This window comes from Enterobacter sp. 200527-13 (genome assembly GCF_027924865.1).
Classification (GTDB): domain Bacteria; phylum Pseudomonadota; class Gammaproteobacteria; order Enterobacterales; family Enterobacteriaceae; genus Enterobacter; species Enterobacter ludwigii.
In genome coordinates, this window is the sequence record NZ_BSCM01000003.1 from 361700 (window position 1) to 374834 (window position 13135).

8 protein-coding genes are annotated in these 13135 nt (G+C 56.7%); 6 read left to right on the plus strand and 2 right to left on the minus strand.

Annotated elements, in window-relative coordinates; translation table 11 throughout:
• Window positions 1-97: 97 nt before the first annotated feature.
• Window positions 98-2806, minus strand: a complete 2709-nt coding sequence (mgtA, locus tag QMG44_RS13840; RefSeq protein WP_086533255.1) for a magnesium-translocating P-type ATPase — start codon at window positions 2804-2806, stop codon at window positions 98-100.
• A 392-nt stretch (window positions 2807-3198) separates the two neighbouring features.
• Here mgtA and treR point away from each other — a divergent pair, with 392 nt between their 5' ends.
• The 4 genes from treR to QMG44_RS13860 all read left to right on the plus strand — a co-directional run bounded on the left by treR (window position 3199) and on the right by QMG44_RS13860 (window position 8281).
• Window positions 3199-4146, plus strand: a complete 948-nt coding sequence (gene treR, locus QMG44_RS13845; protein WP_014168396.1) for a trehalose operon repressor TreR — start codon at window positions 3199-3201, stop codon at window positions 4144-4146.
• Between the two features lie 128 nt (window positions 4147-4274).
• Window positions 4275-5693, plus strand: coding sequence for a PTS trehalose transporter subunit IIBC (gene treB, locus QMG44_RS13850; protein ID WP_025205752.1), 1419 nt, complete (start codon window positions 4275-4277; stop codon window positions 5691-5693).
• A gap of 51 nt (window positions 5694-5744) precedes the next feature.
• On the plus strand, window positions 5745-7400 hold the full coding sequence (gene treC, locus QMG44_RS13855; protein WP_020885396.1) for an alpha,alpha-phosphotrehalase: 1656 nt from the start codon (window positions 5745-5747) through the stop codon (window positions 7398-7400).
• A 134-nt stretch (window positions 7401-7534) separates the two neighbouring features.
• The gene (locus tag QMG44_RS13860; protein ID WP_086533176.1) at window positions 7535-8281 is read left to right on the plus strand and encodes an oligogalacturonate-specific porin KdgM family protein; all 747 of its coding nucleotides are present in this window, start codon (window positions 7535-7537) and stop codon (window positions 8279-8281) included.
• Between the two features lie 8 nt (window positions 8282-8289).
• Here QMG44_RS13860 and QMG44_RS13865 read toward each other — a convergent pair whose 3' ends face one another.
• Window positions 8290-8949, minus strand: a complete 660-nt coding sequence (locus QMG44_RS13865) for a MurR/RpiR family transcriptional regulator (protein WP_014168392.1) — start codon at window positions 8947-8949, stop codon at window positions 8290-8292.
• A gap of 179 nt (window positions 8950-9128) precedes the next feature.
• Here QMG44_RS13865 and QMG44_RS13870 point away from each other — a divergent pair, with 179 nt between their 5' ends.
• Window positions 9129-10526, plus strand: coding sequence for a PTS fructose transporter subunit IIC (locus QMG44_RS13870; protein ID WP_071993116.1), 1398 nt, complete (start codon window positions 9129-9131; stop codon window positions 10524-10526).
• Window positions 10527-10536: 10 nt separating this feature from the next.
• Window positions 10537-13134 (plus strand): glycoside hydrolase family 38 C-terminal domain-containing protein, encoded by a 2598-nt coding sequence (locus QMG44_RS13875; protein ID WP_281853111.1) that lies wholly within the window; start codon window positions 10537-10539, stop codon window positions 13132-13134.
• Window position 13135 lies beyond the last annotated feature (1 nt).

Consider the following 13135-nt stretch of genomic DNA (forward strand, 5'->3'; position numbering starts at 1 on the left):
GCTCATTTTGTCGTCAAGCGAATGCGCTGACGGAGATCACAGGTTGTTGAATTTGGGAGGAAACGTACCCCTCTCCCGTGCCGGGAGAGGGGAGAAATCACTGCCACCCATACCGACGGCTATAGAAGCCTTTGACCATCTGCGTCAGCACCATATAGCCCGCGAGGATCGCCACCAGCCACGGGAAGTAGCTCAGCGGCAGCGCCTGCAGCTGGAGGTAACTGGCCAGCGGCGAGAACGGCAGTGCAATGCCGAGCGCCATCACGATGCCGGTCATGACAATCAGCGGCCACGCGGCCCGGCTCTGGATGAACGGGATGCGACGCGTACGGATCATATGCACAATCAGCGTTTGCGACAGCAGCCCTACCACGAACCAGCCGGACTGGAACAGCGTCTGGTGTTCCGGCGTGTTGGCATGGAATACAAACCACATCAGGCAGAAGGTCAGAATGTCGAAGATGGAGCTGATCGGGCCAAAGAACAGCATAAAGCGCCCCAGATCGGACGGGTTCCAGCGCTGCGGCTTCTGGATCTGCTCGTCGTCCACGTTATCAAACGGGATGGCGACCTGAGAGACATCGTACATCAGGTTCTGGATCAGCAGGTGCAGCGGCAGCATCGGCAGGAACGGCAGAAACGCACTCGCCACCAGCACGCTGAAAACGTTACCGAAGTTGGAACTGGCGGTCATCTTGATGTACTTCAGCATGTTGGCGAAGGTACGACGTCCCTCGATAACGCCCTCCTCCAGCACCATCAGGCTCTTTTCCAGCAGAATGATATCCGCCGCTTCACGGGCAATGTCCACCGCACCGTCTACGGAGATACCAATATCCGCCGCACGCAGGGCGGGCGCATCGTTAATGCCGTCGCCCATAAAGCCCACCACATGCCCTTCGCGACGCAGCAGGGTGACAATGCGCTCCTTGTGCATGGGTGTCAGCCGGGCGAACAGCGTGGTGCGCTGCGCAAGCGTTGCCAGCGCATCATCGGAGAGGGGCTCAATATCACTTCCCACAACGACGTCACCCGCATCCAGCCCCACTTCATGACACACTTTGGCGGCCACCAGCTCGCTGTCGCCGGTAAGGATTTTCACGGTGATGCCGCTGGCCTTTAACGCTTTCAGCGCAGGCGCGGTGGTCTCTTTCGGCGGATCGAGGAATGCGATATAACCCTCGAGGATCAGATCGGATTCGTCGATACGCTGATAGTCCCCTTCGCGTGCAGGCAGGAATTTGCTCGCCACCGCCACCACGCGCAGCCCCTGACGGTTCAGGTTATCGGTGACGCGCTTGATACGGCGCAGCATGGTTTCATCCAGCGGCACAATGTCGCCGTTATAGCGCACCTGGGTTGAGACATTGAGGATCTCCTGCAATGCGCCTTTGCAGATCAACTGATGCACGTCCGGATGCTCGCTCACCACCACCGACATGCGGCGGCGCTCGAAGTCAAACGGGATCTCATCCACTTTCTGCCAGCGCCCGGAGAGCGTGCGGGCAGATTCTTCATCCACGCCTTCGAGCACGGCGACGTCGAGCAGGTTTTTCAGCCCGGTCTGGTAGTGGCTGTTCAACCAGGCGCTGTGCAGCACGCGATCGCTGGTTTTACCGGCGATATCGGTGTGGTTCTCCAGCACAATTTTGTCCTGGGTCAGCGTGCCGGTTTTATCGGTGCAGAGAATGTCCATCGCGCCAAAGTTTTGAATGGCATCCAGGTGTTTGACGATCACTTTCTGTTTTGACAGTTTGACCGCTCCGCCCGCCAGCGTGGAGGTGACAATCATCGGCAGCATTTCAGGCGTTAACCCTACGGCGACGGAGAGCGCAAACAGCGCCGCTTCCCACCAGTCGCCCTTGGTATAGCCGTTGATCAGCAGCACAATCGGCGTCATCACCATCATAAAGCGGATCAGCAGCATGCTGACGCGGCCAATCCCCTTCTGGAAGGCATTCGGTTCGCTCTCCTGCTCGCTCACGCGCCCGGCCAGCTGTCCAAACCAGGTGTTGCCGCCGGTAGCGATGACCATTGCCTGCGCCGTGCCGCTGACCACCGTAGTGCCCATAAAGCAGAGGGTGTCACACTCGAGCGGGTTCATCTGCTGCGGGTCGCGGGTGCGCGCCACTTTTTCTACCGGCAGAGATTCACCGGTCAGCGAGGCCTGCGCCACGAACAGATCCCGCGCCTGAAGAATACGTAAATCCGCGGGGATCATGTCGCCGGCCGCCAGCTTCACCAGATCGCCCGGCACCAGCTGGTCGATGGGCAGCTCAACCCAGGCGTTCTCCCCGAGATCGTTAATGACGCGCGAGACGGTTGCGGTGTTGCTTACCATCGCTTTCAGGGCGTCTGCCGCGCGGGTAGAACGGGCCTCCTGAATAAAGTTCAGCAGCGTGGAGATCCCCACCATCAGGGCGATAACCCCGGCGGCAAACAGATCTTCGGTGGCATAGGAGATAATGCCAAGCACGGTCAGCAGCAGGTTGAACGGGTTACGGTAGCAGGTCCACAGATGCACCCACCACGGCGCCGGTTTTTGCGCCGGAATTTGGTTATCGCCATGCACGGCACGGATTTTTTCCACTTCCGCCGCGTTCAGCCCCTCCGGATGCCCGCCAAAGGCACGCCAGACTTCGTTTTCATCCATCGCCGCCACGTTCAGGCAGCGTTGGCTCAGGGAAGCAGGGATCGCTGCAGAGGCCATATTTTTGGCATTTGGCAGCGGGTCGCGCTGAACAAGACGATGTGGCAGGTGGCGGCTCAGCATCGCCTGCAGCTGCCGGGTGATATTTTTAAACATAGTCATTCCCCCGCGCCCGCAAACGCGGACACAGTATTTCCTGCAGGCGTGGCAAGGCCGTACCTGACAGGCACTTAATGTTTTAAGCAGGAACGTGCAGGACGTTGCTGCCTCACATACCGGTGAGACAGCACAAAGGCTGGCTTACCGGAAAGAAAGAACGCTCCCGTTCAGGAGAAGCGTGGGATCGGGATCCATGTCACCTCCGGTAAGTAAAAAAGTAGGGTGCCGCCGCGCAGTATAAGGATTTAACCGTACCGTTTGCGGCGATTCGGGCGGTATTATACTCCCCCGCAAATAAACCGAACGTAAACCAGACTTTGCCCATAGCGAAAACACGCTATAGCATTAGGCTCTACTGACCACGTTGTCATTGTTACAGGGAATACAGCATGCAGAACCGCCTTACGATAAAAGACATCGCGCGTTTAAGCGGCGTGGGGAAATCCACCGTATCGCGTGTGCTCAACAATGAGAGCGGTGTCAGCGAACGCACCCGCGAGCGCGTCGAGGCGGTAATGAATCAGCACGGTTTTTCCCCTTCCCGCTCTGCGCGCGCCATGCGCGGGCAAAGTGACAAAGTGGTTGCCATTATCGTCTCGCGTCTGGATTCCCTGTCCGAGAACCTCGCCGTTCAGACCATGCTGCCCGCCTTTTATGAGCAGGGCTACGACCCAATCATGATGGAGAGCCAGTTCTCCACGCAGCTGGTTGAAGAGCATCTGGGTATGCTCCAGCGGCGCAACATTGACGGCGTGGTGCTGTTCGGTTTTACCGGCATCAAAGAGGAGATGCTGAAGCCCTGGCAGGCGTCGATGGTGATGCTGGCGCGCGATGCCCACGGTTTTGCCTCCGTCTGTTACGACGATGAGGGGGCGATTATTACCCTGATGCAGCGTCTGTACGATAAAGGCCATCGCCATATCAGCTACCTCGGCGTACCGCATGCGGACGTTACCACCGGCAAACGGCGTCACGAGGCCTACCTGACCTTCTGTAAACAGCACAACCTTTCCGCCGTCGCGTCTCTGCCGGGTCTGGGAATGAAACAGGGCTACGAGCAGGTCGCCAGCGTGCTGACCCCGCAGACCACGGCGCTGGTGTGCGCCACCGATACCCTGGCGCTGGGCGCGAGTAAATATCTTCAGGAGCAACGCATAGAGGGACTGCAGATCGCGAGCGTAGGCAGTACGCCGCTGATGAAGTTTCTGCACCCGGAGATTATCACCGTCGATCCGGGCTACGCCGAGTCAGGCAGGCAGGCCGCTGCACAGCTGATCGAGCAAATTAACGGACGTGCTGAGCCGCGTCAGATCGTAATTCCTGCCCACCTTTCATAACCCTCGTTTATCCGTTTATTGTGATCTTCGCCTGATTTCGGGAACGTTCCCATTTTCGCCGTCACGCTGAAGGAGTAGGCTTGCGCTCAGGTCATTACCCCCCTCACCATCGGTCATGAGGTTTCATGATGAGTAAAGTCAAACAAGAAGATATCGACCAGTTGATTGTTCTGGTAGGCGGCCGTGAAAACATCGCGACCGTCAGCCATTGCATTACCCGCCTGCGCTTCGTGCTGAACGATCCGGCCAAAGCCGATCCGAAAGCCATTGAAGCGCTTTCCATGGTCAAAGGCTGCTTTACCAACGCCGGTCAGTTCCAGGTCGTCATCGGTACCGAAGTGGGCGATTACTATCAGGCTCTGCTGGCGACAACCGGGCACAGTTCAGCCGATAAAGAGCAAGCCAAGAAAGCTGCACGCCAGAATATGAAATGGCACGAGCAGTTAATTTCCCACTTCGCGGAGATTTTCTTCCCACTGCTTCCGGCGCTGATCAGCGGCGGTCTGATTCTGGGCTTCCGCAACGTTATCGGTGATGTGCCGATGAGCGACGGCAAAACCCTGGCGCAGATGTACCCGGCGCTGAAAACCGTTTACGACTTCCTGTGGCTGATTGGCGAAGCGATCTTCTTCTATCTGCCGGTCGGGATTTGCTGGTCAGCGGTGCGCAAAATGGGCGGCACGCCGATTTTGGGTATCGTGCTGGGCGTCACGCTGGTCTCTCCGCAGTTAATGAACGCTTACTTACTTGGTCAGCAGGTGCCTGAGGTGTGGAACTTCGGTCTGTTCACCATCGCGAAAGTGGGCTATCAGGCGCAGGTGATCCCAGCCTTGCTGGCCGGTCTGACGCTGGGCTTTATTGAAACGCGCCTGAAACGCATCGTACCGGATTACCTCTATCTGGTGGTGGTGCCGGTCTGCTCCCTTATTCTGGCCGTCTTCCTCGCCCATGCGTTTATCGGTCCGTTTGGCCGCATGATTGGCGACGGCGTTGCCTTCGCGGTACGTCACCTGATGACCGGCAGCTTCGCGCCGATTGGTGCCATGCTGTTTGGCTTCCTGTACGCCCCGCTGGTGATCACCGGCGTGCACCAGACCACGCTGGCGATTGATATGCAGATGATTCAGAGCCTGGGCGGTACGCCGGTCTGGCCTATCATCGCGCTGTCTAACATTGCGCAGGCCTCGGCGGTCACGGGCATTATCCTGGTCAGCCGCAAGCATAACGAGCGTGAGATTTCTGTTCCGGCCGCCATCTCCGCCTACCTCGGCGTCACCGAACCGGCGATGTACGGTATCAACCTGAAATACCGCTTCCCGATGCTGTGCGCGATGATCGGCTCCGGTCTGGCAGGCCTGGTATGCGGTCTGTACGGTGTGATGGCGAACGGGATCGGTGTCGGCGGTCTGCCTGGTATTCTCTCCATCCAGCCCGCTTTCTGGCAGGTGTTTTCCCTGGCGATGGTCATCGCGATTGTCGTTCCAATGGCTCTCACCACCGTGGTTTACCAGCGTAAGTACCGTCAGGGCGCGCTGCAGATTGTTTAACTTCATCTTTCGGGGCGCAGTTGCGCCCCTTCGCATTTGCAGGAACGCATTATGAATACCCTTCCTCACTGGTGGCAGAACGGCGTTATCTACCAGATCTATCCAAAGAGTTTTCAGGACACGACGGGCTGCGGTACCGGCGATTTACGCGGCGTCACGCAGCGGCTGGACTACCTGCAAACCCTCGGCATCGACGCCATCTGGCTGACGCCGTTTTATATTTCCCCGCAGGTAGATAACGGGTACGACGTGGCGAATTACACCGCCATCGACCCGGCCTACGGCACGCTGGATGATTTTGACGAGCTGGTCGCGCAGGCCCATCAACGCGGCATTCGTATCGTGCTGGATATGGTGTTCAATCACACCTCAACGCAGCACGCCTGGTTCCGGGAATCGCTGAATAAAGAGAGCCCGTATCGCCAGTTCTACATCTGGCGCGACGGTACGCCGGAACAACTGCCCAATAACTGGCGCTCCAAATTTGGCGGCAACGCCTGGCGCTGGCACGCCGAGAGCGAGCAGTACTATCTGCACCTGTTCGCCCCCGAGCAGGCGGACCTCAACTGGGAAAACCCGCAGGTGCGCGCCGAACTGAAAAAGGTGTGCGAGTTCTGGGCCGACCGTGGCGTGGACGGTTTACGCCTCGATGTGATTAACCTGATTTCCAAAGACCAGGATTTCCCGGATGACGCCGTGGGCGATGGCCGTCGCTTCTATACCGACGGACCGCGCATTCATGAGTATCTTCAGGAGATGAGCCGCGACGTCTTTACCCCGCGAAACCTGATGACGGTAGGCGAGATGTCGTCGACCTCGCTGGAAAACTGTCAGCAATACGCCTCTCTCGACGGGCGCGAGCTGTCGATGACCTTCAACTTCCACCATCTGAAAGTGGATTACCCCGGCGGCGAAAAGTGGACCCTGGCCAGGCCGGACTTCGTGGCGCTGAAAACCCTCTTCCGCCACTGGCAGCAGGGCATGCACAACAAAGCCTGGAACGCGCTGTTCTGGTGTAACCACGATCAGCCGCGCATTGTGTCGCGCTTTGGCGATGAAGGGGAGTACCGTCCCCACGCCGCGAAAATGCTCGGCATGGTGCTGCACGGAATGCAGGGCACCCCGTATATTTACCAGGGCGAAGAGCTGGGTATGACCAACCCGCACTTCAGCCGTATAACCGATTACCGCGACGTTGAAAGCCTTAATATGTTCGCTGAACTGCGGGCCAACGGTCGCGCCCCTGAAGAATTGCTGGCTATTCTGGCGAGTAAATCCCGCGATAATGGCCGCACGCCAATGCAGTGGGATGCCACACACAGTGCGGGCTTTACCGAGGGTGAGCCGTGGATTGGCGTTTGCGACAACTACGAGACGGTCAATGCCCGTGCGGCGCTGGACGATACTGATTCGGTGTTTTACACCTACCAGACGCTGATTCGCCTGCGCAAAACCCTGCCGGTGCTGACGTGGGGAGATTATGAAGATCTGCTGCCTGACCACCCTTCCCTGTGGTGCTATCGCCGGCGGTCGCAGGGCCAGACGCTGATGGTGGTGGCAAACCTGAGCCGTGAGCGCCAGCAATGGGTTCCCGCGTCAGTACAGGGAGCCTGGCGGGTCGCACTGAGCAACTATGCGGATGCTCCCCCTCAGCCCGACAACCTGCTGTTGCGCCCGTTTGAAGCCATCTGGTGGATACAGGAATAACCCTCAAGAGATACAGCCAGCTGTATCTCTTTTTTTATGTTTAGCGATACGCTAAATGTACGACGATAACTTTTACTTCACGGTGTGCCAAAATAAGAATAGCCCTGCCATTTAAATAACCTCGGCAGGACATTATGAAAAAGACAATTATTAAAGCAACATGTATTAGCGCATTATTATTAAGTACCCAGGGATGGTGCGGAAATACCTCCGTCGATCTTCGCTTTGGTCATAATACGCGCTCAGACGTAAATGATTCACGTATTAAAGTGATGCATCAGGCTGATAACGGTTTTTACTTCTCCGTCGAAGCGGCGCAAAACCATAACGATACGTTCTTTGGTGATACCGACCGATATAATCCGGACGAAAAAGGGTTAACGGAGGCAGCACAGGAAATCGAAACACGCTGGCGTTTTGATCTGGGAAGTGGGTTCGCCATCGCACCAGGGATGGTGACCGTCTTTACCGCCAGCAATACGCATTACCGCCCCTTCATCCAGGGCTGGAAAGCGTTCGATAACGGCCTGAACCTGTCTGCCCGCTACCGCTATAACACCGTTAACGACGCGCACAGCGACAAACGCCTGGACGGCAGCGGCTACACCCGCCGCGAGTCACACCAGTTCGACCTGTGGTTCGCGTACAACATCGGGAAATTCGGCATGTCCTATAACCCGCGCTTCCGCTGGCAGGATAATGTCGATCAGGGAACCGGGGATGATACCTACTGGGAGCACACCGTAGCGTTCAACTACAAGCTCGACGACGGCTGGACGCCTTACGTCGAACTGGTGTCGCTGGATAAAACCTACCTCACTCAGGATGGCAATCATGAAAATGATTACGCCATTCGTCTGGGTATCGTGAAGCAGCTCTGACAGCCTGCCTACTCCGTATCGTGCTGCAGAAGCCTGCAGCCGATACGATCGACGGCGCTTAACAGGTCCAGCTGCCCCTCTCGCTGGTATAACGAGACGGCATTCATATCAATCGACAACGGCCAGCACAGAGTCGAAAGCCCGGCCAGCGTCGAACCCTGACGGGTAATCGCAATAATCTTTAGCCCTTTACGCAGCGCGTTACGCGCCATTTCAATCAGCGACTGCGTCTCCCCGGATTTACTGATCAACACCAGCGTGCCCTTCGATACCCGGGTCAACTGGTGCATATCATTCAGAATCAGGTGCGGCAGGCTCGCCAGTGACAAAAAACGCGACAGGTAGTTGAGGCTGGTGAGAGACGCCCCGCGTGCATATAAATAGATATGGCTGGAATGGGTCAGTAACCGGGACACGTCCACCACGATATCGTCTGCCTGCGGCCCCATCGCAGGCTCGGCAGGGACAGACGTAAAATGGTCGCGTAAAAACCGATAGCGAAGCTCGGTATAACTTTTATAGCCCATTTTCTTACAGACACGATTAACCGAGGTGGTTGTTGTAAAAGTATCACGCGCAATCTCTTTTGCCGATATATCAGAAATATTGCGCGCGTGGTGCTGGATGTATTCAAATATCAACCGTTCACTTCCCTGAAATGAATTCATTTATTACGTCCTGTTAAAACCTAACAGGATATTAGCAGAATAGCGAAATAGTCTCTGGAAGGCGCTTCACATATTGCCACATAGCGTATGACGATACGTAATTAGTATTAGCAAACCTTAAACACTGTTTTAAGTTCTCTTTATACTTTCGCTATTTTCACACCCAGGGAATTATTACAATGATGAATCAAAAAATTATCGCTGTAACGGCTTGTCCTACAGGGATCGCGCACACGTTTATGGCGGCAAGTAAAATTATTGCATGGGCAAAAGAGCATAATATTGAGGTCAAGGTCGAAACGCAGGGCAGCGACGGCGTAAAAAACAGATTAACGAAACAGGATATTGCCTCCGCCACGGCCATTATTCTTGCAACCGACGTTCCCATTCAGGATGCAGAACGTTTTGAACACGTTCCTCACCTTCAGACCCGCACGCAGGAGCTGATCAAAAATACCGACCGCTACCTGCGTCAGGCGCTGGCCATGCAGAAAAACGTCACCACTGTGGCGGACGAAGACGCCATTCAGCGTTCGGCTTACCAGATTTTTATCGGCCATATCATGGCGGCCATCAGCTATATGTTACCGGTCGTGGTAATGGGCGGCCTGATGATGGCGACGGCCAAAATTACCGGGCAGTTTATAAACATTGAGCATTCGCCGTTCAGCGTGCTGGATAAAATGGGCTTTATGACCATCAAGTTCATGTACCCGGTCTTTGCGATGTATCTGGCCTTTTCCATTGCCGGTAAACCGGCGCTGATCCCCGGACTGATCGGCGGCATCATGTCAGATGAGGTCTACAAACGCTTCTTTGATATTGAAGGCTTTATGCCCTCCGGCTTTTTCGGCGCAATTGGCATTGGCTTTTTTGTCGGCTATCTGGTGCGCTGGCTGAATGATGCTATTCACGTCCGACAGCAGCTTACCACCCTTAAAACCATGCTGGTCGTTCCGCTGATCACCGGTATTACGCTGGTGATGGTTATGGAATATCTGATCAACCCGATTTTTGGTTCGCTTAACCAGCTGATGGTGGTCTTTTTTACCTCGGCGGGTGATACCGGACGCGGCTTCTATTCGGCCATGATCGCCGCGGGTACCGCGTTCGATCTCGGCGGCCCGGTCAACAAGGCGGCAGGATCGGTCGCGCTCGGCCTGAACGGCATGAGCGAGACATTTGATTTAACCGCCCGCGAGCTCTCCATCGTGATTCCTTCTATTGGGGTAGGCCTCGCCGCGTTCCTCAATGGGCGTTTTGGCCTGCCGGATGTGTTCAGCCGTGAAGAGAAAACCGTTGGCAGCACTTCGTTATTGCTGGGCTTTATCGGTATTTCAGAAGGCGCTATCCCGTTCATCCTGAAAAACCCACGCCTGATCCCCGTGTTTATGACAGGAGCCGTCGCAGGTGCGCTGGTGGCGATTGCCCTCGGCGTGAAGCAGACGTTGCCCCTGCCGGCTATCTGGGGCTGGCCGCTGGCGACCAATGTGGTCGGGTACCTGGCAAGCGTCTTTATTGGCGCACTGATTTGCGCCTTGGGCGTGCTTTATCTCAGCCCAAAGAACGCCAGATAAGGAGAGCGCAATGAGCCAGATCCACGTCATAGCCCATACCCACTGGGATCAGGAGTGGTATTTCACCCGCCAGGACAGCATGGTGCTGGCGTCATACAACTTTGCGGAGGTCATCGAGACGCTGGAGCAGGACCCGGCCTGGCAGTGCTATCACCTTGACGGGCAGATGGCGGTGGTGGATGACTTTCTCGCCATCAATCCCGATTACAGGCCCCGGCTGGAAAAACTGGTCAGGGAGAAAAGCGTGTTTGTCGGGCCGTGGTTCACCCAGACGGATACCTATAACGTTCACGGCGAATCGATTATCCGCAACCTCAAGTACGGCATTTTCGCCGCTCGGGCGCTGGGGCATGCCATGCAGGTCGGTTATCTGCCGGATACCTTTGGGCATAACGCGCAGATGCCCACGATTTTGCAGGGCTGCAATATCGATAACATCGTTTTCTGGCGCGGTATCGACCACGACACTCAGGCCAAAAACAGCCAGTTTCTCTGGCGCGCGCCCTCAGGTGCAACCATCATCGCCTGTGGAATGGCGCTGGGGTATGGTGCGGCCAAGAACATGCGCGGGGAGGCCAGCCATCTGCACGGCAAGATCTACCCGATGGTGGATCTGCTGCGTTCACGGTCGCAGATTGACGACCTGCTCCTGCCCTGCGGCGGCGATCAGGTGAGCATCGACCCGGCGCTGCCGCATATCCTGCAGGCTGCCAGCGCGCACTCTCCCACGCAGGACCGTTACGTCCTCAGCTCGCTGGAGCAGTACGTCGCTCTGCTGCGCACAAAACGGGAACAACTGGCGTTATGGGAAGGTGAGCTGAAATCGCCGCGCTACACCCGCATTCACAAAACGATCGGGTCTGTGCGTTACGATATCAAAAAGAAAAATGCCGACATTGAGCAGTTTATCCTGCGACAGCTGGAGCCCACCATCGCCATGGCGCGTCATCAGGGCATTCCGGTCACGCTCCCGATCGTGGACACCCTCTGGAAGAAGCTTCTGCGAAGCCATGCCCACGACTCCATGGGCGGCTGCAACAGCGATGCCACTAACCGCGATATTCTTCATCGGCTCGAGCAGACAGAGCAGCTTTGTCACAGCCTGTGGAATCTGGTGGTGAAGTCACTGGCCGCCGCATGCTGTCAGGAGGGTGACCTGCTCATTTTCAACCCGCTGGCCACCCCGACCCGCTGCGTGATCCACACCACCCTGTACAGTCGGGCCGACAATATCACCCTGACGTATCAGGGCCAGCCGCTGCCCTTCGACGTTCTGGAACGCGAGACGTTACCTGGAGGAACGGCCATCTCCCTCACCTGTGAGGGTGAACGCGAAACACACCTTCCGCCTTATTTCCGCTGGCATGTTGTTCTGCAGACGCCTCTCCTGCCGCCGGTGGGCTATATCACCGTCAACGTAAAAGACACGCCGGCTCCGTTTGCCAGGACCCGCGCCGCGAAAGGAGAGGCGATAGAGAATACGGTTTATCGACTGACGCTGGAGGCCGGTACGCTGGTGCTTGAAGACAAGCGCAACGCCAGGCGCATCACGTCGTTATTCAGTCTTGAAGACTGCGCGGATGCCGGAGACAGCTATGATTTCTCGCCGCTCGCGGGCGATGAACCGACGCGCTGCGCGCATTTCACGCTGATCGACTGCAGCAAAACCCCTCTTTGCCAAACGATGGTGCTTGAGGCGGTCATGTCGCTGCCGCCGGATCTCGCTGGACGCCGGGAAAATACCCGCACCCCGTTATCAATGCGCATAGTGTGCGAATTACGTCACGACGATCCGAACCTGCATGTTGATAGCTCGCTGGTAAACAACCACTGCGATCACCGGCTGCGTTTACTGATCAACAGCGATATTTGCACCCGTCACTCCCTCGCCTCGCAGCCGTTCTCGATAATCGAGCGTAAAACGGGGTACGACGATACTCACTGGCAGGAGCGCTATCGCGAGAAGCCCGTGGATATTGAAACCAGCGAGGGCATCATCGCTATCGCGCAAGCGGGCAAAGCGCTGGTCGTGAATAGCCGCGGCATGAAAGAGTTTCAGGTTATTGGACGCGATCCGGCAGTCATTGCCCTGACCTTATTCAAATCAACCGGCGTACTGGGGCGCAGCGATCTTGACTGGCGACCCGGCCGGGCGTCTGGCATTAACAATACGGTGGTCGATACGCCCGATGCGCAGCTGCTCAAACCGCTGCACTTTTCCTTCACCGTGGCGCTGGCCGATAACGCAGACCATCTGACGCTGCGCCAGCTGGAGAATCAGGCGACGGGTCACCCCTTCACCTATCAACGGCAAACGCTGCATACCCTCGATAACCGGCTTGAGCGTTTTTCGCTGCGCCTGCCCGAACGCACGCTGCCGGCAGAATTTTCGTTATTCGCCTTACCGGAACCGCTCGTTCTTTCTGCCCTGCCCCATGCGCAACGATCGCCTGGCACGATCGCCCGCGTGTTCAACGCCGGGACACAGCCTGTCCCTGTTCCGGCTGGCCTGGCAGAGCGTCCCCAGCTCAATTATCTGGAAGAACACGTGCCATCGGTGACGACGATCCCCCCTTCTGCGACCTGTGATTTTTTGATTGAGGCTTAAC

Coding starts and splice junctions, on each gene's coding strand:
- mgtA (WP_086533255.1), bottom strand. CDS start 2,806: ATGTTTAAAAATATCACCCGGCAGCTGCAGGCGATGCTGAGCCGCCAC.
- treB (WP_025205752.1), top strand. CDS start 4,275: ATGAGTAAAGTCAAACAAGAAGATATCGACCAGTTGATTGTTCTGGTA.
- treR (WP_014168396.1), top strand. CDS start 3,199: ATGCAGAACCGCCTTACGATAAAAGACATCGCGCGTTTAAGCGGCGTG.
- QMG44_RS13860 (WP_086533176.1), top strand. CDS start 7,535: ATGAAAAAGACAATTATTAAAGCAACATGTATTAGCGCATTATTATTA.
- treC (WP_020885396.1), top strand. CDS start 5,745: ATGAATACCCTTCCTCACTGGTGGCAGAACGGCGTTATCTACCAGATC.
- QMG44_RS13875 (WP_281853111.1), top strand. CDS start 10,537: ATGAGCCAGATCCACGTCATAGCCCATACCCACTGGGATCAGGAGTGG.
- QMG44_RS13865 (WP_014168392.1), bottom strand. CDS start 8,949: ATGAATTCATTTCAGGGAAGTGAACGGTTGATATTTGAATACATCCAG.
- QMG44_RS13870 (WP_071993116.1), top strand. CDS start 9,129: ATGATGAATCAAAAAATTATCGCTGTAACGGCTTGTCCTACAGGGATC.